A 19,279-nucleotide genomic window follows, 5' to 3' on the forward strand; every position below is an offset into this window, starting at 1 on the left:
CCGGGTTCTACGCAATGAGGATCGATCCGAAATTGCGCGCGCTGCGAGGTGATTCCGCCTCGCAGCGCAACGCGCAGCTGGCGCTCGAAAAAGTTCGCGACGACTGGCGCAGCGGTCAGGCATCTCAAACGCTTGGCGAACTTGAAGCCTACGGGGAAGGCGCGCTGCTGGACCAGTGCCCGACCTTGGAGGCGCTCTTCGGCGATGGCCCACATGCGCAGAACCTGGTGTCGGCACTGATGCAACCTATGCTGGCCTGCCTTGCCGAAAACCCGACGGGCCAGGTGCCGATCCGTCACCAGCATTCCGATGGTCTCAGCGTGCTCCAGCTCGCCCAGTCCGGTCGTGCGGCCCTGACGCTGCTGATGTATACCGAGCTGGACGGCGCCGAAGCGAAGTCCGCCTGTTTTGCAGGCGGTGAGCGTTTCGAGACCGTGTTGGCGGGAAGCGCCGATATCCGCTTTCTCGAATTGCTCGAAGAGCAGCGGGAAAGGGCGGCGATCGATTGCGACACCCGGCTGATCACCGCAGGCGAAGTGATGCGTTTCGCCGGGCGGGAAAACACCAAATCGATCCTGAGGGTTCATGGCAGGATGGTGGTCCTGCGTCTGTCGAGGACCGATGAGATGCCGTGCGACGCCTGCGAATATGCGCTGGACGATGGTCGCCTGCTGCACCGGGCGAGCGGCTCGCGCCACGAGAGCGGTCTGGAAATGAAGGCCGCCTTGCTCGGGCGCATGGGGCGGCGCGATGCGGCCCCGGTCCTCGCCCGGCTCACCAGCGAGGGCAGCGATCACGCCCGCTGGCAGTCTCTGCGCGAATGCCTCGCTCTAGACAGCGGAATTGGGTTCGCCGCGCTCAGCCGGATGGCCAGCGACCCCGTCGATCCCCTCGCTGCAACGGCGGGGGCGCTGCGCGCGCAGCTGCTCGAAACCTATCCCCAGCTAGCCTCACAGGAGCTTGCGGAATGCCCCGCGTAATAGATGTGGCCGACACTCACTCGCACGCTCTTGGCGAGTGTATCGAAATGCTATCGGGGGGCTTCGATCCCGAAGACGAGTGGAACCTTTCGAATGGCGCGCTTGCTTTGCGGCGGCTCGCCAACGACCGTAATTTTCTCGGCGACTTGCTGATCGAACAGCTCAAGCAGAACCACCGCGAAGGCGGCCACGAAAGCGGCTACGGGCCACAGGCGATCGTCCTGTCGCCCAACATGGGCAGCTTCTTCCTGCGCGCGAATATCTGGCCCAGTGAAGACGAGGCCTGCTTCAAGGCCAGCGGCGCCAAGACTTTCGTCTACGGTATTCCGCACGACCACAATTTCAGCTTCCTGACGGCGGGCTATTTCGGACCCGGCTACCTGAGCGATTACTACGAATACGACTACGAAAGCGTGGCGGGATATAAAAGCGAAAAGGCAGGGCTGCGCTTTGTCGAGCGGTCCGCCCTGACCGAAGGCAAGCTGATGCTCTACCGCGCCCACCGCGACGTGCACGCGCAACTGCCGCCGGAAAGCCTTTCCGTCTCGCTCAACATCATGCACGTCGACCCTGCCAAGGGCTGGTATGACCAGTACGGCTTCGACCTCGAGAACGATACCGTTACGGGCATTCTCAATCCCACTTCGACCGAGTGCTTCCTGCGCTGCGCCATCGGAATCGGGACCGAAGAAGCGCTGGATTTCGCGGAGTGGGTCGGCAATTCGCACCCCAGCGAGCGCATGCGCCTCGCCAGCTACGAGGCGAGAAGCGGGCTGCTGGACAAGGCTAGCCGGGATGCGCTGTGGCGGCAGGCAGAAGTGAGCGGCAGCATCATGCTCGCGGCCGAAGCCGCTTCGCGAAGAGCTGCGCTCTAGTGGCTTTCTACCAAAGGGTCCGGATTGTCAGGACGAAGAGCAGGGCGATCACGGCAAAGGCAAGGAGGCGCAGGATCCTGCCACGTCGGCTCGCCCTGATTTTCGTATTACCTTCGTAGACGTCGAACACGTCGAACAATCCCAGCATTTGCGACCCTCTCCCTAAAAACCCCCTCCCGCCAGCGCGTCTATGGCGCCTTGCAGGATGACCGCTGCCGCGTGGGCATCGATACGTTCGGCGCGCTTTGCCCGGCTCATATCCTGTCCGATCATCGCGGCCTCCGCACTCGCGGTCGACCAGCGTTCGTCCCACAGCAGCACGGGTAAGTCCAGCGCGGTCGCAATGTTCCGTGCATAAGCCCGGCTGGCCTGGGCGCGCGGGCCCTCCTTGCCGTCCATGTTCCGCGGCAGGCCGATGACCACGCCTTGCACCGCGCGCTCCTTCACGATTTCGCGAAGCTTGCCGCAATCCTGGGTGAACTTGCCGCGGGGCAAGGTCTTGCCCGCAGTGGCAAAGCGCCACCCGGCATCGCACGTCGCAACGCCGATGGTCTTGGTGCCGAGGTCGAGCGCGAGCAAAACCCCGCCGTCAGGCAGCAGGTCGCCGAATTCGAGCCGGTTGTCGGTTACGATTGGCGCGTCGTCCATGTCCGCACCCTGTTTAGGACGTCTTCCTGCAAGTTCTTCCAGAACAGCGGGATGTCGTAGACGTGGTAATTGCCGCCCGGCAGCACGCCGGGGCCGAGATCGGGCGCATCACCGATTCGCAGGATGCCCGCTTCGTCGCAGCGCGCAGGCACGGCTCCAGGGACCAGTTCGGCGGAACTCATGTCCGCGCTTGGCTTGAGCGTGCCGAGGTTTTCGGACGCAGGAGCAGATCCGCCGGTCATTCCGGTCAGCGGGTTGACGCACAAAACGGTGTCGTCCTGGCCACGCGGACTGCCATCCAGCCCGGGCAGGGCACTGTAACGCTGCAGCAATTGCCCCGGGTCGCCATCGTCGGTGAAGCTGATAAACGAGACGATGCAGCTCGACTGTTCACCCGTGGCGCAGGCCGGATAGGGCAGGGACGGCAGGTCGTGTTCGACCGATATCGGCCAACCCGGCGCATAGACCGCGGCGATGCGGTCTCGCAGCGGCGTGTCGGCGACCTTCTCGCGCAGAAGGCGCAGGATATGGACGGAGCCCTGGCTATGGCCTGCAAGGACGATCGGCTTGTCGGCATCCACGCTTTCAACGAAATAGTCGAACGCCTGCGCAATGTCGGCATAGGCGGCATCGATCGCGCGCGTCGCCTCGTCCTGCTCGGTCAGGAAGGCGCCCACGGCGGCCTGCCTGTATTTGGGCGCCCAGATCTCGTCGGCGCGGTTGAAGGGACTTGCGAGGCCCCTCAGGAATACACGAGCGAGCCGGTCGGTCTCGGCATCGTCCAGCGGTGCGTTCCATTCGCCCAGCGCGCCCTTGGTGTAGCTGGTGGGCGGTACGAAGAAGACTGCGAAGGACGGCGTCTCGCTGGCATCGGCAGCTTCGCCGCGCTCCGAGCCCACGGTGGCGAAAGGCGCGGGTCCATCTATGCTCTGTTCGGCGGCGGGAGCGTCGGGAGATGGCGTGCGTGTGGCAGGATCGGGTGCCAGCTGCGCGACAGCCGGTTGGTAGCGCGCCGGATCGTCGGTCCCGATGCCGGGCCGCGAATACCACATGGCGGGATCTTCATAGGCGTTGGCGGCGAGCGCTTCCTGCTCGACGAATTCACCGCGCGGGACGAAAGCGATCTCCGTCGCCTCGCGCCCATAGATCGCAAGCGCAATCGCGCCCACGATGATGATCGCGATGATGATCGCTACGAAATAGAGGAATTTGCGTGCCATTTCAGGCGTCTGCCTCCGTCATCTCTGCATCCGCGTCAAGCTTGCCCAATCGCTCCGAACGACGTTCGAGCGCGACCTTGATCATCGCCAGCATCGGGTCGGCGAGCGCGAGGCCGAGGATGCCGAAGAGGACCCCGAAGATCAGCTGGGCCGAAAGGACGAGACCGGGCGCAAGGTCGACCGTCTTCTTGGCGATCATGGGCACGAGGATATAGCCGTCGAAATTCTGGACGAGGAAATATACGAAGATCGTATAGAGACCCATGTCGACGCCGCCGGAAAAGCCGACGAGCACCATCAGCACGCCGGAGATGATCGCGCCGATATTCGGAATAAAGGCCAGGAGGCCCGTCAGCAGTCCCAGCAGGGCCGCCATCGGCACGCCGTAGAGGGCGAGCAAGGCCCAAGTGAAGATACCTTCCGCGACCATGCCGACCAACCGTCCGGCGAGAAGCCTGCGCATCGTATAGGCTTGGTAGCTGAGGGTGTCGTAGAACGCCTCGCGCTTGTTAGCGGGGACCATCCAGGCGACGCCGCGCTCGTAGATGCGCGGATCGATCGCGAAATAGACGCCGATGATGATAATCAGGACCAGCGTCGTCACGCCACCGAAAAGGCCGCCGATTGCGCGGGTCACGGTGCCGACGCCGCTCATAAGATTGCCCAACATCGATTGGATATCTTCGGTCCGCACGGCGAAGCCCTTGCCGCGCAGGTATTCCAGGAAACGCTCCAGCTGCATTTCGATGATCGAGGGGAATTCGGCCGCCTGTTGCGAAATCTGCGAGCCTGCGAAGTAGACGAGCCAGACCAGGAAGGCCGTCGCCAGAAGCAGGACGATGGCCACGCGCCAGTTGCGGCCGATGGGCAAGGCGCGACCCAACAGGCGAGAGCCGCCATCGATCAGGGCTGCAAAGACCATCGCACCGAAAATGACGAGCAGCGATTGCGACAAATGGACCGCAAGCGCGATCAGGCCAATGACGAGGCCCCAGGTCAATGCGCGGGCCGCCTCGAACCGGATGCGCGGGTCGCCTATGCGTGTAGGGCTGGCACCCGGATTGTCGTCTTCTGCCGCTAGGCCGGGACGCGCGGCTTTGTTTTCAGGCATTTATCCTTCGGGCTCCTGCGCTATGGCAGGGCGCAGAGTGGTCCAGGAACGGTTTTCGCGCAAGCTGGTAAACCAGGTCACGGGGTTGAGCGAGGTCGTGCCGTCGAGCGAGAAGGTGATGAATTCCGCACGCCCGCCAATGTTTTCCAGCGGCACGGGGCCGAGGAGCCCGCGCGAGGAATTGAGTTCGCGGCTGTCGGAAGAATGGTCGCGATTGTCGCCCATCACGAAGACTTCGCCTTCTGGAATGGTCATCGGGCCGAAATTGTCGAGCTGCGTGCGCGTGTGGTCGATGACGAGGTAGTTCGCCCCGTTCGGCAGCGTTTCGCGCAGGACCGGCACGCGGCAGACCGGCTTGCCATCATCATCGGTCACCAGGAAGCTCGGATCGCCGAAGCCCCAGCAAGTGGAGTTCGCATCGACCGGCAGATCGCGCGCGGGCTCGACTTCCTGCGGGACGGTCTGGCCGTTCAATTCGATGCGCCCGTTGACGACCGCGATCGTATCGCCGGGCAGCGCGACGACGCGCTTGATGTAATCCTCGTCGCGCTCCGGGTGGACCGGAATGACGATATCCCCGTATTCGGGCGTCGATCCGGCAACCCGCCAGTCGCCGCGCGGCGCAAGGTGGAAACTGACCGAGGACCAGTTCCAGCCATAGGGATACTTGCTCACGACCAGCCGGTCGCCGACCAGCAGGTTAGGCAGCATCGATTCTGACGGGATGTAGAACGGCTTCGCAATGAAACTGTGGAACGCGAAGACGGCGAGCAGCATCAGCCCGAGGCCGCGGATTTCCGCGAACCAGTTTACCTTCTCGTCTTGCTTGTCGGATTTTGTCACGGCCGGTGTGTCGATACTCAAGCGGGATGGGCCTCGATGATGACGAAGGCCTGTGCCCATGGATGGTCGTCGGTGAGGGTGAGATGAATGCGCGGCTCATGGCCGTGCGGGACCATTTCGGCAAGCCTTTGTGCAGCGCCGCCCTCCAGCGCCAGCGTAGGTGCGCCCGAAGGGGCGTTCACCACGCCGATATGTTTCATGAATACCCCGCGACGAAAGCCGGTCCCGACTGCTTTGGAGAAAGCTTCCTTTGCGGCAAAGCGCTTGGCGTAGGTGCCGGCGATGGTGAAGGGACGCTTGCGGGCCTTGGCTCGTTCTATCTCGGTGAAGACGCGCAGTTCGAACCGTTCGCCATAGCGGTCGAGCGAATTCTGGATACGCTCGATATTGCACAGGTCGGAGCCCATTCCGATGATCATGCTGCCCTCGAAATCATTACGGTGAGGATGATCAGCATCATCCAGTGAATGAAGACCTGGCTCTTGACCAGGGGGTGGTCGATTTCGCCCTTTGAGCGTTTGAACGCGCCAGCATAGCCGATCACCTGGATGATCGGCCAGCCGATCGCAAAGGCGAGCGCAGTCTGCTGCGAGAACGCGAAGGCCAGCAGTCCGATGCTCAAGAGAAACGGGATGACGCCTGCGAGCGCCCAAAGCTGTTCCTTGCCGGACAGCGCGGTCTTGCTCACCGAGCTTCGTCCATCAGTTCGCGCATGTGGCGTACCGCGCTTTCTAGCCCGACGAAAACGGCTTCGCCCACGAGATAGTGTCCGATGTTGAGTTCGGCGATCTGGGGAATGGCGGCGATAGGCTGGACGTTCTCGTAAGTGAGGCCGTGGCCTGCGTGCGGCTCGATGCCGTTCTTGGCAGCAAGGGCGGACATGTCGGAAATCCGCTTCAGTTCGCGGGCCATTTTCTCGCTGTCGCCGTCGAGATGGGCGTGGGCATATTCGCCGGTGTGGAATTCCACGACCGGAACGCCGAGCTTGAGCGCGGCGTCGAGCTGGCGCTCGTCCGCCTCGATGAACAGCGATACGCGGATGCCGTTGTCTTTCAGTTTCCACACGATCGGCGCGAGCGTGTTGTGCTGCCCTGCTGCATCGAGGCCGCCTTCGGTGGTGCGCTCCTCGCGCTTTTCCGGAACGATGCAGGCGGCATGCGGCTTGTGGGCCAGCGCGATCTCGAGCATTTCCTCGGTCGCTGCCATTTCCAGGTTTAGCGGGAGGTCGGTTGCCTCTTGGATTCGCCTGAGGTCGGCATCGCGGATGTGGCGCCGGTCTTCGCGCAGATGCGCCGTGATCCCGTCTCCGCCGACGCGCGCCACGATCTCCGCCGCGCGCACCGGATCGGGATGGTCGCCGCCGCGTGCATTGCGAATGGTGGCAACGTGATCGATGTTCACGCCGAGGCGGAGCGGGCGGGTCATGCCGCGCGGCTACCCGGTTTCGTTACTTCGATGGCGGCGAGCTCTTCGGGCAAATCTTCCTCGTCATAGGTCGGGAAGTTGATATCGATCAGCGGGAAGAACGGCACGCCCAGATCGGCAGAGCCGTTGCTGCGATCGACCAGCGATACTTCGGCGATCACTTCGCCGCCCTCGCGGCCCACGGCGGCAATAGCCTCCCGGCTGGAGAGGCCTGTCGTTACGACATCTTCCACCATCAGCACCTTGGCGCCCGGCTCGATCCGGAAGCCGCGGCGCAGGTGGAATTCGCCTTCGGGCCGCTCGAGGAACATTGCGTCTTTGCCCAGCGCACGTCCCATTTCCTGCCCGATAATGATGCCGCCCATCGCGGGGCTGACCACCACGTCGATTTCGTTGCGGATTTCGCGCGGGATTTTCTGGGCCAGGGCGAGTGCCAGCCTGCCTGCGCGATCCGGGTTCATGAGTACACGTGCGCATTGCAGGTAATGGCCGCTGTGCTTGCCGCTGGAGAGCTTGAAATGGCCTTCGAGCAGGGCTTCGCTGGCGCGGAATTCGGAGAGGATTTCATCTTCTGTCATGTCACCGTGGCTCAAAGCGCGTCCGGCCCGATTGCGCAAGAGGCAATGCAGGATGCACATTTTTCTGCCCCCAACGCTTGAGGCGTGCGCCATGTCTATCTATAGGGCGGCCCAACCGGGCCCTTGTTGCAGGGTCGCTTGCCCCTGCGCCGTTAGTTGAGTTTCGGCATATGCAGCGTGGGATTTGCCCGGACGATGACATGACACGAAAGAGTGCCAAGACGATGAAATTCCTCGGTTTCCACCGGATTGTCGCCAGCCTGGTAATGGCGTTCGCCCTGGTCTTCGGATCGCAGGCGGCGATTGCACAGGATGCTGCAGAAGCTACCGCCACCGAACAGCTCGAATCTGTCGATCCGGCAGAGGCAGCGGACGTTGCCGATCCGGGTGCCGTTACGGAAGGTAGCGGAGCCTACACGCCGATGAAGCCGACCGAAGGTATCGGCATGCCGGTGGACGCAGGCCTCGATATCCAGCAGCAGTTCTCGGAAACCGGCGAATTCGCCTATGGCCTGCACATCGGCCTGATCTGGGTGATGGTCGCGATCAGCCTCTTCGTGCTCGTGCTGATGCTCTACACGATTTTCCGTTTCCGCCGCTCGGCGAACCCGACGCCTTCGAAGACCAGCCATAACACGCTGATCGAAGTCATCTGGACGGTTGTTCCGGCCCTTATCCTGCTTGCCATCGCGATCCCCTCGATCACGCTAATCGCCAAGCAGTACGAGCCGATCCCCAAGGACGCCATCACCATCAAGGCGACCGGCTACCAGTGGTATTGGGGTTACACCTACCCCGACAATGGCGAGTTCGAGATTATCTCGAACATGCTCGACGACGCCGAAGCAGAGGCGCGCGGCGAACCCAAGCAGCTTGCCGTCGACAACCGCATGGTCGTTCCGGTCGGCGTTCCGATCCGCATGCAGATCACTGCTGCCGACGTGATTCACTCGTTCGCCGTACCGAGCCTGTGGTTCAAGCTCGACGCCGTTCCGGGCCGTCTCAACGAGAAGATCCTGATGGTCGAGAAGCCGGGCGTTTATTACGGCCAGTGCTCCGAACTGTGCGGGGCCCGTCACGCCTACATGCCCATCACGGTTGAGGCGCTTCCGCTGGAAGAGTACAACCAGTGGGTCCTCGCACAGGGCGGCACGATCGCCGGCGCAGAGGAAACCGGCGATCTCGACGCGGAGCTCGCTCCGGGACAGGAACCGGAAAGCACTGTCGAAGGTGCTGCCGGTGCCGGCGAATTCCCGGTCGAGAACCCGACTACCTGATTACGCTTCTAGATTTCAGTCCGCTGACGATAACGCATTCGAGAGTATAGCAAGATGGCCACTACCGCCGACAGCTTCCAGGCCCACGACGACCACCACGCGCATGATGCCGACCACAAGCCCGGCTTCTTCGCGCGCTGGTTCATGTCCACGAACCACAAGGACATCGGTACGCTCTACCTGATCTTCGCGATTATCGCGGGCATCGTCGGTGGCGCGATCTCGGGCATCATGCGCGCAGAACTCGCCGAACCCGGCATTCAGTACCTCCAGTACTGGGCGCAGCTGATGGGCGGCGCAGCCGACATCGACAGCGCGCTGCACATGTGGAACGTGTTCATCACGGCGCACGGCCTGATCATGGTCTTCTTCATGGTCATGCCTGCAATGATCGGCGGCTTCGGCAACTGGTTCGTGCCGCTCATGATCGGCGCGCCCGACATGGCCTTCCCGCGCATGAACAACATCTCGTTCTGGCTGACCGTGGCAGGCTTCCTGTCGCTGCTCTTCTCGCTCTTCGTTCCCGGCGGTATCGGCCCGGGCGCGGGCGTGGGCTGGACCGTTTACGCACCGCTTTCGACCTCCGGCTCCACCGGTCCCGCAGTCGACTTCGCGATCTTCTCGCTGCACCTTGCAGGCGCAGGCTCGATCCTGGGTGCCACCAACTTCATCACCACCATCTTCAACATGCGTGCGCCGGGCATGACCCTGCACAAGATGCCGCTGTTCGTATGGTCGGTGCTGGTCACTGCCTTCCTGCTGCTGCTGGCCTTGCCGGTTCTCGCGGCGGCTATCACCATGCTGATTACCGACCGTAACTTCGGCACGACCTTCTTCGACCCCGCAGGCGGCGGCGACCCGATCCTTTACCAGCACCTGTTCTGGTTCTTCGGTCACCCCGAAGTGTACATCATGATCCTGCCGGGCTTCGGCATGATCTCGCAGATCGTTGCGACCTTCAGCCGCAAGCCGGTCTTCGGCTACCTCGGCATGGCCTACGCCATGGTCGCGATCGGTGTTGTCGGTTTCGTCGTGTGGGCCCACCACATGTACACCGTCGGCCTCGACGTGAACACGAAGATGTACTTCACCGCGGCTACCATGGTCATCGCGGTCCCGACCGGCGTGAAGATCTTCAGCTGGATCGCTACGATGTGGGGCGGCTCGATCGAGTTCAAGTCGCCGATGGTCTGGGCGCTGGGCTTCATCTTCCTGTTCACCGTGGGCGGCGTGACCGGCGTCTATCTCGCCAATGGCGGCGTGGACGACGTGGTGCACGACACCTACTTCGTGGTTGCCCACTTCCACTACGTGCTGTCGATGGGCGCCGTGTTCTCGATGTTCGCCGGTTTCTACTACTGGTTCCCGAAGATGAGCGGCCGGATGCACTCCGAACTGCTTTCGCACCTGCACTTCTGGGGCTTCTTCATCGGCGTGAACGTGATCTTCTTCCCGCAGCACTTCCTGGGCTGGCAGGGCATGCCGCGCCGCTATCCGGACTATGCGGATGCCTACACGTATTGGAACGAGATCAGCACCTTCGGCTACATGATCATGGCAGCATCGATGGTCCTGTTCTTCGTGAACATCGTCTATGCCTTCGTGGCCGGCAAGAAGGCCGAAGCGAACTACTGGGGCGAAGGCGCGACCACGCTCGAATGGAGCCTGTCGAGCCCGCCGCCGTTCCACCAGTTCAGCGAACTTCCGGTGATCGAAGAGCATCACGACCACCACGACCACATTGGCGACGCCAAGCCCGCAACGGCCTGAGCGCAGCTATAGCTGGACATGACGAAGCGGCCGGTCCCATGAGGGATCGGCCGTTTTGTTTTGCGCGAAGGAAATGCCCGAATGTCTGAAATGCGGATGATCGATGTCGGAGAGCTGAGTCTGCGTTGTGCGCTCGAGGGCGAAGGTCCGCTCGTCATCATGGTCCATGGTTTTCCGGAAAGCTGGTACAGCTGGCGGCATCAGATCGGACCGATCGCCGAGGCAGGCTTTACCGCCTGTGCGATCGATGTGCGCGGCTATGGGGGATCGGACAAGCCGCACCCGGTCGAAGCCTACGCGCTCGAACGCATCGTCGGGGATTTGGTCGGCCTGAAGATGGCCTTGCAGCCGGACCAGCCCGCGATCCTGATCGGGCACGATTGGGGCGCGCCCATCGTGTGGAACACCGCGCTCACCCATCCGGAACACTTCCGCGCCGTGGCGGGGCTGTCGGTACCGTTTGCAGGCGTACCCCAGCGCCCCTTTACCGAAGTGTTTCACGAGCACTTCACCTCGCAGGGAAAGTACTTCTACCAAGAGTATTTCCAGGCCGAGGGCGTGGCCGAAGCGGAAGCCGAGAAGGACCCGCGCGACTGGGTGCACCGGATGATGTATTCGATCAGCGGTGACGTTCCCCCGGGCAGCTATTGGGACAAGCCCTATGGCGCCATGTTCCTCGAGGGGCTTCCCGATCCGGAACCCGTCCCCTGGCTTACCGACGAAGACCTCGATTTCTACGAGGCCGAGTTCAAGTCCTCAGGCTTTCGCGGTCCGCTCAACCGATATCGCAATCACGTGGCTGACTACGAATGGTTGCAGGGCTGGAAGGGCAAGCGCATCGAACAGCCTGCGCTCTTCATCGGCGGTACGCGCGACCCGGCGACCTTCCTGTTCGGCGCCGTGACAGATCCCGTCGGCATGATGAAATTCTTCGCCCCTAAGATCGAAGGCCACATCCTCGACAATGTTGGCCACTGGACGCAGCAGGAACGGCCGGAGGAGGTCAATCGCATCCTGCTCGAGTGGCTCGCAAGGCTATGAGTGCGCAGGAGGCGATCCGCCCTCCCGAGACGGCTTGGACAGCGCCCCCTAACAAGGTATAGGCGGCGTCAGCGAATCCCATGACCGAAGCAGCCCCCACAACCCAGCTCCCGGCGGACTGGCGCGACTTTTACGCGCTGACCAAGCCGCGCGTGATGAGCCTCGTGATTTTTACTGGCCTGTGCGGCCTGCTGGCTGCACCCGGGACGATCAATCCGGTGATCGGTTTCACCGCTATCCTGTGTATCGCGCTCGGCGCGGGCGGGGCGGCCGCTCTCAACCAGTGGTGGGAAGCGGATATCGACGCGGAAATGAAGCGCACTTCGCAGCGTCCGCTGCCGACCGGCAAGATGCAGCGCACCGACGCCCGCGACTTCGGCATCCTGATATCCGCCGCCTCGGTGGTCATCATGGGCCTGGCGGTAAACTGGCTGTCGGCAGCCATCCTGGCGCTATCGATCGTTTATTATGCGGTGATCTACACCATCTGGCTTAAGCCGCGCACGCCGCAGAATATCGTGATCGGAGGTGGGGCAGGGGCCTTCCCGCCGTTGATCGGATGGGTGGCCGTCACCGGCGACATCACCCTGATGCCGGTACTGCTCTTCGCTATTATCTTCACCTGGACGCCGCCGCATTTCTGGGCGCTCGCGCTGTTCGTGCAGAGCGATTACGCAAAGGTCGGCATTCCGATGATGCCGGTAGTGAAGGGCGCGAAATCGACGCGTCGCCAGATCCTGGCCTATTCCGTCATCCTGCTGCCCATCGCCATCGCCCCGTGGCTGATCGGCGGAACCGGCGCGATCTACGGGATTTCGGCCTCCGTCCTCTCGCTGATATTCCTCGCGCTGTCGTTCCCGGTCGCCTTTCGCGAGCCGGTAGAAGGCGACAAGATGCTCCCGGAAAAGCGCCTTTTCGGCTATAGCGTCCTCTACCTCTTCGCCCTTTTCGCGGTGCTGGTCGTGGATCGCATCGCCGCCCAATACGGAGCCGCCCTATGACCCCCGAAGAAGAAGCCGAATTCAAGCGCCGCCAGAAGAGCCGCAATCTCGTCCTTGGCGGGATCCTTCTGTTTCTTGCCGTGCTTTTCTACATGATCACGATCGTGAGGATGTGAGGATACAGTGACTGCCGCTACGCTCGAAACTCGCAAGACCCGCACCGCGTTGCTGGCCCTGCTGGGCGCTGCTGCGATGCTCGGCCTCGGTTACGCTGCGGTGCCGCTTTACGAACTGTTCTGCCAGGTCACAGGCTTCGGCGGAACGACACAGCGCGCCACCGAAAGCGAGGCGAATCTCGCCGAACGCATGGGCCAGGCCGCCGGCGGGAAGCAGATTTCGATACGTTTCGACGGTTCGGTCGCACCCGGCCTCGGATGGAGCTTCAGGCCGGAACAACCGACCGACACCGTGACCATCGGCCAGCGCGACATGGCCATCTACGTCGCGAAGAACAATTCCGACCAGCCGATCACCGGCACGGCGACGTTCAACGTCATGCCGGTCCAGGCGGGCGCATATTTCAACAAGATCCAGTGCTTCTGCTTTACCGAGCAGACGCTGCAGCCCGGTGAGGAAGTCCGCATGCCGGTGCTGTATTTCGTCGATCCCAAGGCTCTGGACGATCCCAACATGGAAGGTGTCGAGCAGATCACGCTTTCCTATACTTTCCACCGCGCGATAGATTCTGCAGAGTAGACCCTAGACCCGCGCGCCATGGCGCTTTAAGGGCAGCGCGATAACGCGAATACAGGACGCGAGTATAATGGCTGGCAACGTCAATCACGAATATCATATCCTCGAACCCGACATCTGGCCGCTGATCGGCTCTTTGTCGGCGCTTACCTTCACCAGCGGCATGGTGCTCTACATGCACGAAATGGCCAGCGCGCACCTCGTGCTCGGTCTCGGCATCGCTGGCCTGATCGCCACGTTCTTCGCGTGGTTCAGCAATATCGTGAAGGAAGCAGAGCGCGGCGATCACACGCCGGTCGTCCAGCTGCACATGCGTTACGGCATGATCCTGTTCATCGCTTCGGAAGTGATGTTCTTCGTCGGCTGGTTCTGGAGCTGGTTCGACTTCGCCCTGTTCCCCTCGGAAATCTCGGAAGTGGTGGGCGGCGTCTGGCCCCCGGCGGCGATCGAAGAGGTCATCAATCCCTTCAGCCTTCCGCTGCTCAACACCATGATCCTGCTCTGCTCGGGCACCACGGTTACCTGGGCGCACCACTCGCTGATCCACGGTGACCGCGATGGCCTGAAGAAGGGCCTGTGGCTCACGATCATCCTGGGCGCCGTCTTCACCATGATCCAGGCTTACGAGTACGGCGTCGCTCCGTTCGCGTTTGGCGGCAACACCTATAGCTCGGCCTTCTACATGGCGACCGGCTTCCACGGCTTCCACGTCCTCGTCGGCACGATCTTCCTGATCGTCTGCCTCGTGCGTACCTACAAGGGTCACTTCACGCCCCGCCAGCACTTCGGTTTCGAAGCGGCTGCGTGGTACTGGCACTTCGTCGACGTCGTGTGGCTGTTCCTCTTCGCCGTCGTCTACGTCTGGGGCGGCTGGGGAGCCGAATTCCACTAATGCCTTCCGGCTTGCCGGATATTGAAAGGGGCAGCCCGGCATTGCCGCGGCTGCCCCTTTCGCTTTCGATCGAGACAGTAACATCATGACCACCCGCATTCCCGTCATCCCCACGATCATCGTGGCCGCAGCCATTGCCGTGATGATCGCACTCGGCTTCTGGCAGTTGGGCCGGATGGACGAGAAGGAAGCGCTTATTGCGCAAGCAGAGCAATCGCTGCGCATGTCGTCTGAAGTCGGCTACCCGGACGATGCGGCAGGCATCGAGGATGTGCTCTACCGCAGGACTACAATTGCCTGCGAGGATGTGACGAACACCACGACTGTGGCTGGCACCAATAGCCGGGGTGCGAAAGGCATGGCGCACAGGGCGAGCTGCGTCCTGGCAGATGGCCGGACCATTATTGTCGATCTCGGTTTTTCGCGCAGCCCGCGACCGGTCGAATGGGAAGGCGGCGAAGTGCGCGGCACGATCGCGCCAGGCGGACGTGTGGTGTCCGCAGATGGCCTGGCAGGTCTCGAACCTCTCGCCAGCCCCGATCCGCGCAACCTCCCGAACAATCACCTCGCTTACGCCGGCCAGTGGTTCTTTTTCGCGCTCACGGCCCTGGTGATCTACATCCTCGCACTGCGTCGGCGTGGCACGCGGGCTAAAGTCGATTAAAGAGCCGCTTGCTTGCCCGGTCGGCAGCACCTCGCTAACCGCCTTCTCACGATGAAATACGTCTCCACCCGCGGCAGCGCACCAACGCTCGATTTTGCAGGCGTCACACTGGCCGGCCTCGCCAGCGACGGCGGCCTCTACGTGCCTGAAGAATGGCCGCAGTTCACCCAGGACCAGATCGCGGACATGCGCGGGCTTCCTTATGCAGAGGTCGCTGCACGGGTGATGGAGCCTTTTGTCGGCGACTGCCTGACGCCCGAGCGTCTGCGCGAGCTAACGGCCAAGGCCTACGGTCGCTTCGCTCACAAGGCCGTGACACCGCTGGTGCAGCTGGACGAGCAGCATTGGGTGCTCGAGCTTTTCCATGGCCCCACGCTCGCATTCAAGGATGTGGCGCTGCAGATGCTGGGCCTGCTGTTCGAGGAGTTCCTCGCCCGCGAAGAGGGCAGCCTGACGATCGTCGGCGCGACCAGCGGCGATACCGGCAGTGCGGCGATCGATGCCGTTGCGGGTCTCGATAATGTCGAGATTTTCATGCTGCACCCCAAGGGCCGGGTCAGCGACGTCCAGCGCCGCCAGATGACCACGGTGCGTGCACCAAACGTCCACAATATCGCCATCGATGGCAGCTTCGATGATGCGCAGGCGATGGTGAAGCGCATCTTCGCCGATGCCGATGTCACGGCGAAGCACCGGATCGGTGCGGTCAACTCGATCAACTGGGCCAGGCTGATGGCGCAAGTGGTCTATTACTTCACCTCCGCGCTGCAATTGGGCGGGCCCGAGCGCAAGGTTGCTTTCAGCGTGCCCACCGGCAATTTCGGCGACGTTTTTGCAGGTCATGTGGCGGCGCAGATGGGGCTTCCCATCGAAAAGCTGCTCGTCGCCACCAATGTAAACGACATCCTGCATCGCGCACTGGCCGACGGCGACTATTCGACCGGTACCGTAACCGCGACCGCAGCGCCGAGCATGGACATCCAGGTCAGTTCCAACTTCGAGCGCCTCCTGTTCGACGTCGGTGGGCGCGATGGTCTTGCCATGGCCGAGCAGATGGCCGGTTTCGATGCGGAAAAGGCCATGCGCCTGACCAACGCCCAGCGCGAGGGCGCAGCCGCATTGTTTGCCAGCGCACGGGCGGATGCCGACGATATGGCGCAGGCCATGCGCTGGGCGTTCGAGCAGTGCGACGAGATGCTCGATCCGCATACTGCCATCGGCCTCCACGCCGCCCGCACCGCCGGGATCGATCCTACTGTGCCAGTCGTGACACTCGCGACGGCTCATCCGGCCAAGTTCCCCGACGCCGTCGAACGGGCGACCGGGTTACGTCCTCAACTTCCTTCGCGCGTCGGCGATCTCTTCGCGCGCGAGGAAAGCTATGTCGAACTGCCCGGCACATATGAGGCCGTGCGCGCCCACATCATGGAGCACGCGGCCTGATGGCCGAACTCGTGCGGGATCCGATGCTGATGGTCGGCGAGGGCTGGGACGCCTATCGCCTGCTCGACAGCGGGCATGGGCGCAAGCTTGAGAGCTTCGGGGATTACAGTTTCATCCGTCCTGAACCGCAGGCCATGTGGTCGCCGCGCAGCGACGACTGGCAGGCCGATGGGGAGTTCATTCCCGGCGCCGACGAGGACGGCGGCGGCCGCTGGCACCTCGACGGCAGCCTGCCGGAAGCGGGCTGGACCCTGGGCTATGACGAGGTCCGCTTTACCGCGCAGCCGACGCCGTTCCGGCACTTGCAGTTCTTCCCCGACATGGCGCCGGTGTGGGACTGGATGCGGGAGCAGCTCGACGGGCGCACCGATTCCGAAACCATGAACTTGTTCGGATATACCGGCGTCGGGTCGCTTGCTCTGAGCCGCCACGGACGGGTGACGCATGTCGATGCCAGCAAGAAGTCGGTCGCGCAGGCGCGGGAGAACGCTGCGCTTTCCGGCATGGAGGACCGGCCGATCCGCTGGCTGGTCGACGATGCGATGAAGTTCGCCGCGCGCGAGGTGCGGCGAGGCAATCGCTACGACGGCATCATCCTCGATCCGCCGAAATTCGGCCGCGGTCCGAAGAACGAGACCTGGCGTCTGGAAGAGGGCCTGCCCGACCTTGTGTCCGATTGCCGCAAGCTCCTCGATGAAAACAGCCGTTTCCTATTCCTGACCGTCTATGCGGTGCGGATGAGCAGCCTCGCGCTTGGCGGGCTGCTCGAAGAAGTGTTTGCCGATCTCCCGGGCAAGATCGAGCATGGCGATCTGGCGGTGCGCGAAGCCGGCGAGAACGGACGTCACCTGCCCACTGCGATTTTCGCACGCTGGTCCAATCCGGGTTAGGGGGACCCATGAACGATTCGCTGATTCTTGAAGTCGCTGACTTCGAACATGACGTCCTCACCGGTATCTATTCGGAAGAAACCGGCAAACCGCAGCCTTTGCGCTTCACGATTCAGGTGCGGATGAAACCGCTGCCGCATTACGATGCGGATACCTCGCTCGACGATTCCAAGAACTACATGGATCTCAAGTTCGCCGCTTCGGAAGCTTTGCCCGAGGGCGTTCACTTCAAGCTGATCGAAGCCGTCGCCGACCATGTTTGCGAAACGCTGTTCTTGCAGGACAATCGCGTCGAGGCCGTGACGGTAAAGATCGTCAAGCTGGCGATTGCCGAAGCGGGCGAGAAGATCGGGATCACGCTGCACCGCGAGCGCCGCTGATGAAGCGGATCGAGGTCGAGGGCCTGCCGGAAGAACCGCTGGCCGCGGCGGGGCTGTTTCACCAGAACTGGCTCGATCCGATCGAAAGGGCGCTGTCTGGCGGGCAAGACGTTGTCGTGACCATGCCGTCAGCCGACCATACCCACAAGGAATGGCGCCGCGCCGCCGCAGCCATGCTGGCGCGCAAGTATTCGCCGCTCCGCGTCAATGTCGCGGCAGGCGAGGGCGCTGCGCTCGACGGGATCATAGAGTACCTTGCCAAAGCACCGGGCGTGACCGGGCATTATCTCGAGGCTGCAAAGTGAGCGTCCGGATCCTTTTTCTCGGACCTTTGCGGGATTTGGCAGGGCAGGACGACATGCAGGTCGAGGGCACGCTCGATTGGGATCGCCTGCTGGAGACCGTGAGCCCCCAAGTCGCCGCGCAACTCCGCGAAGAACGCGTCAACATCGCCTGCAAGGGCCGCGTCCTGGCCGACAAGACTGCACTAATGGCAGAGGACGGAGACGAGGTAGCACTCCTGCCCCCGGTGAGCGGTGGCTAGGCTTTCCCTGTCGACACCGCGTGACGTGCGCCTGCTTGATCGCGGGATGTCAATCGGCGAAGCGCTGGCAGCCTTCAACGCATCCTATCCCGACGCGGGCGGCACTGCGTCTTTTGTTGGCAAGGTCCGCAGCGACAACGACGTAAAGGCGCTGGAGCTCACTCACTACGAGCCGCTCACACTTCCGGGGATGGAAGAGCTTGCGCAAGCCGCGTCTGAAAAGTTCGCTCTTGCTGGAGTATTGGCCTGGCACCGCGTGGGCGTGATGACGCCCGGCCAACCTATCGTGCTGGTGGCCGCAGCAGCCGCCCACCGCCGCGAGGCCTTCGATGCGGTGGATTTCCTCATGGACCACCTCAAATCCGCATCCTGGTTCTGGAAGCGCGAGCGCCGCGGCGATGGCTGGCACTGGATCGAACCACGCGACCAAGACCGGCGCGACCTCGCGCGCTGGAAATAATCTCGCCGAATTGATCTCGATCAAGGAATCGGTGGGCCATGAGCGGCATCAAGTCTCCAACACAGGAGACGCACAATGGTTAAGCACTTCAGCCGCGAACTCGTTGCCGAACAGGCCCGCATCGTCGAAGCCCCCGTTAAGCATCACGAGGTCGACCGGACCTTCGAACTGCCGAAAGGCCTCTATGTCGCGACCGTCGGTCTCTATCTCGGTTTCCTGGCCGTTATGGCGACGGGCCTTCCGACGGCTGGCCTCGCCATCCCGATGGCCATTTTCGCATTCTTCATCGTAGCCGGTTTCGGTGTCCCGATGATCTGGACGCGTCTCGCGCCGGAAACGAAGTCGAAGCAGATGAACTGGAGCCGGTTTCGTTCGCAGGGCATCGCCACGCACACCGGACGCCTCCCGATGCGCGATGCGGCAGTCCAGGTCCTGATCCTGCCGGCAATCGTCTTCAGCTGGGGCATTATCGCAGTCACCATCGCATCGATCGTGCGATAGGAGAGGGGAGCGCGGGAGGCGCTGGCCTAGTTGGCCTCCCGCG

At 62.6% G+C, this 19,279-nt stretch carries 25 protein-coding genes; 16 read left to right on the forward strand and 9 right to left on the reverse strand.

Annotated features, from left to right (window positions below):
- Nucleotides 1-14: 14 nt before the first annotated feature.
- On the forward strand, nt 15-980 hold the full coding sequence (locus LCM24_RS10235; protein WP_224804039.1) for a hypothetical protein: 966 nt from the start codon (nt 15-17) through the stop codon (nt 978-980).
- Complete coding sequence (locus tag LCM24_RS10240; RefSeq protein WP_224804040.1) at nt 968-1,855, forward strand: transposase; 888 nt, start codon at nt 968-970, stop codon at nt 1,853-1,855. The genes LCM24_RS10235 and LCM24_RS10240 overlap by 13 nt, the downstream gene beginning before the upstream one ends.
- A 7-nt stretch (nt 1,856-1,862) precedes the next feature.
- Here the strand turns inward: LCM24_RS10240 and LCM24_RS10245 are convergent, their stop codons facing one another.
- Genes LCM24_RS10245 through pyrE form a run of 9 tightly spaced genes read right to left on the reverse strand, consistent with a single transcriptional unit; the run spans nt 1,863 to nt 7,680 of the window.
- A complete protein-coding gene (locus tag LCM24_RS10245) occupies nt 1,863-2,003 on the reverse strand; it encodes a hypothetical protein (RefSeq protein ID WP_224804042.1) in 141 nt (46 codons plus the stop codon).
- Nucleotides 2,004-2,017: 14 nt separating this feature from the next.
- Entirely contained in the window at nt 2,018-2,503 is a 486-nt protein-coding gene (gene ruvX, locus LCM24_RS10250; RefSeq protein WP_224804044.1) for a Holliday junction resolvase RuvX, read from the reverse strand.
- Nucleotides 2,482-3,723, reverse strand: coding sequence for a DUF3089 domain-containing protein (locus LCM24_RS10255; protein WP_224804047.1), 1,242 nt, complete (start codon nt 3,721-3,723; stop codon nt 2,482-2,484). Before LCM24_RS10255 ends, ruvX begins: the two co-directional genes overlap by 22 nt.
- Nucleotide 3,724: 1 nt before the next feature.
- A complete protein-coding gene (locus LCM24_RS10260) occupies nt 3,725-4,834 on the reverse strand; it encodes an AI-2E family transporter (protein ID WP_224804049.1) in 1,110 nt (369 codons plus the stop codon).
- On the reverse strand, nt 4,835-5,737 hold the full coding sequence (gene lepB, locus LCM24_RS10265; RefSeq protein WP_412093799.1) for a signal peptidase I: 903 nt from the start codon (nt 5,735-5,737) through the stop codon (nt 4,835-4,837).
- On the reverse strand, nt 5,695-6,096 hold the full coding sequence (gene acpS, locus LCM24_RS10270) for a holo-ACP synthase (protein WP_090482326.1): 402 nt from the start codon (nt 6,094-6,096) through the stop codon (nt 5,695-5,697). The genes lepB and acpS overlap by 43 nt, the downstream gene beginning before the upstream one ends.
- The gene (locus LCM24_RS10275; protein WP_224804053.1) at nt 6,093-6,365 is read right to left on the reverse strand and encodes a pyridoxal phosphate biosynthetic protein; all 273 of its coding nucleotides are present in this window, start codon (nt 6,363-6,365) and stop codon (nt 6,093-6,095) included. Before LCM24_RS10275 ends, acpS begins: the two co-directional genes overlap by 4 nt.
- Nucleotides 6,362-7,102 (reverse strand): pyridoxine 5'-phosphate synthase, encoded by a 741-nt coding sequence (locus LCM24_RS10280; RefSeq protein ID WP_224804055.1) that lies wholly within the window; start codon nt 7,100-7,102, stop codon nt 6,362-6,364. The genes LCM24_RS10275 and LCM24_RS10280 overlap by 4 nt, the downstream gene beginning before the upstream one ends.
- Nucleotides 7,099-7,680, reverse strand: coding sequence for an orotate phosphoribosyltransferase (gene pyrE, locus LCM24_RS10285; RefSeq protein ID WP_090482333.1), 582 nt, complete (start codon nt 7,678-7,680; stop codon nt 7,099-7,101). Before pyrE ends, LCM24_RS10280 begins: the two co-directional genes overlap by 4 nt.
- Before the next feature lie 200 nt (nt 7,681-7,880).
- Here pyrE and coxB point away from each other — a divergent pair, with 200 nt between their 5' ends.
- From coxB to LCM24_RS10355, 14 genes are all read left to right on the forward strand, one after another.
- Nucleotides 7,881-8,957: a cytochrome c oxidase subunit II gene (gene coxB / locus LCM24_RS10290; RefSeq protein WP_224804057.1), complete on the forward strand. Its 1,077-nt coding sequence runs from the start codon at nt 7,881-7,883 to the stop codon at nt 8,955-8,957.
- A 54-nt stretch (nt 8,958-9,011) separates the two neighbouring features.
- Nucleotides 9,012-10,727, forward strand: coding sequence for a cytochrome c oxidase subunit I (ctaD, locus tag LCM24_RS10295; protein WP_090482336.1), 1,716 nt, complete (start codon nt 9,012-9,014; stop codon nt 10,725-10,727).
- Between the two features lie 81 nt (nt 10,728-10,808).
- The gene (locus tag LCM24_RS10300; protein ID WP_224804059.1) at nt 10,809-11,768 is read left to right on the forward strand and encodes an alpha/beta fold hydrolase; all 960 of its coding nucleotides are present in this window, start codon (nt 10,809-10,811) and stop codon (nt 11,766-11,768) included.
- Nucleotides 11,769-11,848: 80 nt separating this feature from the next.
- The gene (locus LCM24_RS10305; RefSeq protein WP_224804061.1) at nt 11,849-12,769 is read left to right on the forward strand and encodes a heme o synthase; all 921 of its coding nucleotides are present in this window, start codon (nt 11,849-11,851) and stop codon (nt 12,767-12,769) included.
- A 123-nt stretch (nt 12,770-12,892) separates the two neighbouring features.
- Nucleotides 12,893-13,465 carry a cytochrome c oxidase assembly protein gene (locus tag LCM24_RS10310; protein ID WP_224804063.1) on the forward strand — a complete coding sequence of 191 codons (573 nt, stop codon included), beginning with the start codon at nt 12,893-12,895 and terminating at the stop codon, nt 13,463-13,465.
- A gap of 67 nt (nt 13,466-13,532) precedes the next feature.
- On the forward strand, nt 13,533-14,354 hold the full coding sequence (locus LCM24_RS10315) for a cytochrome c oxidase subunit 3 (RefSeq protein WP_090482347.1): 822 nt from the start codon (nt 13,533-13,535) through the stop codon (nt 14,352-14,354).
- Between the two features lie 85 nt (nt 14,355-14,439).
- Nucleotides 14,440-15,018 (forward strand): SURF1 family protein, encoded by a 579-nt coding sequence (locus tag LCM24_RS10320; RefSeq protein ID WP_224804065.1) that lies wholly within the window; start codon nt 14,440-14,442, stop codon nt 15,016-15,018.
- A 51-nt stretch (nt 15,019-15,069) separates the two neighbouring features.
- On the forward strand, nt 15,070-16,461 hold the full coding sequence (gene thrC / locus LCM24_RS10325; protein WP_224804067.1) for a threonine synthase: 1,392 nt from the start codon (nt 15,070-15,072) through the stop codon (nt 16,459-16,461).
- Entirely contained in the window at nt 16,461-17,351 is an 891-nt protein-coding gene (locus LCM24_RS10330) for a class I SAM-dependent methyltransferase (protein ID WP_224804070.1), read from the forward strand. Before thrC ends, LCM24_RS10330 begins: the two co-directional genes overlap by 1 nt.
- Before the next feature lie 8 nt (nt 17,352-17,359).
- On the forward strand, nt 17,360-17,731 hold the full coding sequence (locus LCM24_RS10335; RefSeq protein WP_224804072.1) for a dihydroneopterin aldolase: 372 nt from the start codon (nt 17,360-17,362) through the stop codon (nt 17,729-17,731).
- Nucleotides 17,731-18,036: a Rossmann fold domain-containing protein gene (locus LCM24_RS10340; RefSeq protein ID WP_224804074.1), complete on the forward strand. Its 306-nt coding sequence runs from the start codon at nt 17,731-17,733 to the stop codon at nt 18,034-18,036. Before LCM24_RS10335 ends, LCM24_RS10340 begins: the two co-directional genes overlap by 1 nt.
- Nucleotides 18,033-18,275 (forward strand): MoaD/ThiS family protein, encoded by a 243-nt coding sequence (locus tag LCM24_RS10345; RefSeq protein ID WP_224804076.1) that lies wholly within the window; start codon nt 18,033-18,035, stop codon nt 18,273-18,275. Before LCM24_RS10340 ends, LCM24_RS10345 begins: the two co-directional genes overlap by 4 nt.
- Nucleotides 18,268-18,735, forward strand: a complete 468-nt coding sequence (locus LCM24_RS10350) for a molybdenum cofactor biosynthesis protein MoaE (RefSeq protein WP_224804078.1) — start codon at nt 18,268-18,270, stop codon at nt 18,733-18,735. Before LCM24_RS10345 ends, LCM24_RS10350 begins: the two co-directional genes overlap by 8 nt.
- A 75-nt stretch (nt 18,736-18,810) precedes the next feature.
- Nucleotides 18,811-19,236, forward strand: a complete 426-nt coding sequence (locus LCM24_RS10355) for a hypothetical protein (protein WP_090482368.1) — start codon at nt 18,811-18,813, stop codon at nt 19,234-19,236.
- Nucleotides 19,237-19,279: the final 43 nt, after the last annotated feature.

This window comes from Qipengyuania aquimaris (genome assembly GCF_020171965.1).
Lineage (GTDB): Bacteria > Pseudomonadota > Alphaproteobacteria > Sphingomonadales > Sphingomonadaceae > Qipengyuania > Qipengyuania aquimaris_A.

Bases quoted from the DNA above. Each gene is read 5' to 3' on its own strand.
- LCM24_RS10355 (WP_090482368.1), top strand. From the start codon at position 18,811: ATGGTTAAGCACTTCAGCCGCGAACTCGTTGCCGAACAGGCCCGCATC.
- pyrE (WP_090482333.1), bottom strand. From the start codon at position 7,680: ATGACAGAAGATGAAATCCTCTCCGAATTCCGCGCCAGCGAAGCCCTG.
- LCM24_RS10320 (WP_224804065.1), top strand. From the start codon at position 14,440: ATGACCACCCGCATTCCCGTCATCCCCACGATCATCGTGGCCGCAGCC.
- LCM24_RS10240 (WP_224804040.1), top strand. From the start codon at position 968: ATGCCCCGCGTAATAGATGTGGCCGACACTCACTCGCACGCTCTTGGC.
- LCM24_RS10255 (WP_224804047.1), bottom strand. From the start codon at position 3,723: ATGGCACGCAAATTCCTCTATTTCGTAGCGATCATCATCGCGATCATC.
- LCM24_RS10340 (WP_224804074.1), top strand. From the start codon at position 17,731: ATGAAGCGGATCGAGGTCGAGGGCCTGCCGGAAGAACCGCTGGCCGCG.
- LCM24_RS10245 (WP_224804042.1), bottom strand. From the start codon at position 2,003: ATGCTGGGATTGTTCGACGTGTTCGACGTCTACGAAGGTAATACGAAA.
- LCM24_RS10300 (WP_224804059.1), top strand. From the start codon at position 10,809: ATGTCTGAAATGCGGATGATCGATGTCGGAGAGCTGAGTCTGCGTTGT.
- LCM24_RS10280 (WP_224804055.1), bottom strand. From the start codon at position 7,102: ATGACCCGCCCGCTCCGCCTCGGCGTGAACATCGATCACGTTGCCACC.
- acpS (WP_090482326.1), bottom strand. From the start codon at position 6,096: ATGATCATCGGAATGGGCTCCGACCTGTGCAATATCGAGCGTATCCAG.
- coxB (WP_224804057.1), top strand. From the start codon at position 7,881: ATGACACGAAAGAGTGCCAAGACGATGAAATTCCTCGGTTTCCACCGG.
- LCM24_RS10330 (WP_224804070.1), top strand. From the start codon at position 16,461: ATGGCCGAACTCGTGCGGGATCCGATGCTGATGGTCGGCGAGGGCTGG.
- thrC (WP_224804067.1), top strand. From the start codon at position 15,070: ATGAAATACGTCTCCACCCGCGGCAGCGCACCAACGCTCGATTTTGCA.
- LCM24_RS10315 (WP_090482347.1), top strand. From the start codon at position 13,533: ATGGCTGGCAACGTCAATCACGAATATCATATCCTCGAACCCGACATC.
- LCM24_RS10235 (WP_224804039.1), top strand. From the start codon at position 15: ATGAGGATCGATCCGAAATTGCGCGCGCTGCGAGGTGATTCCGCCTCG.
- lepB (WP_412093799.1), bottom strand. From the start codon at position 5,737: ATGGGCACAGGCCTTCGTCATCATCGAGGCCCATCCCGCTTGAGTATC.
- ruvX (WP_224804044.1), bottom strand. From the start codon at position 2,503: ATGGACGACGCGCCAATCGTAACCGACAACCGGCTCGAATTCGGCGAC.
- ctaD (WP_090482336.1), top strand. From the start codon at position 9,012: ATGGCCACTACCGCCGACAGCTTCCAGGCCCACGACGACCACCACGCG.
- LCM24_RS10305 (WP_224804061.1), top strand. From the start codon at position 11,849: ATGACCGAAGCAGCCCCCACAACCCAGCTCCCGGCGGACTGGCGCGAC.
- LCM24_RS10260 (WP_224804049.1), bottom strand. From the start codon at position 4,834: ATGCCTGAAAACAAAGCCGCGCGTCCCGGCCTAGCGGCAGAAGACGAC.
- LCM24_RS10335 (WP_224804072.1), top strand. From the start codon at position 17,360: ATGAACGATTCGCTGATTCTTGAAGTCGCTGACTTCGAACATGACGTC.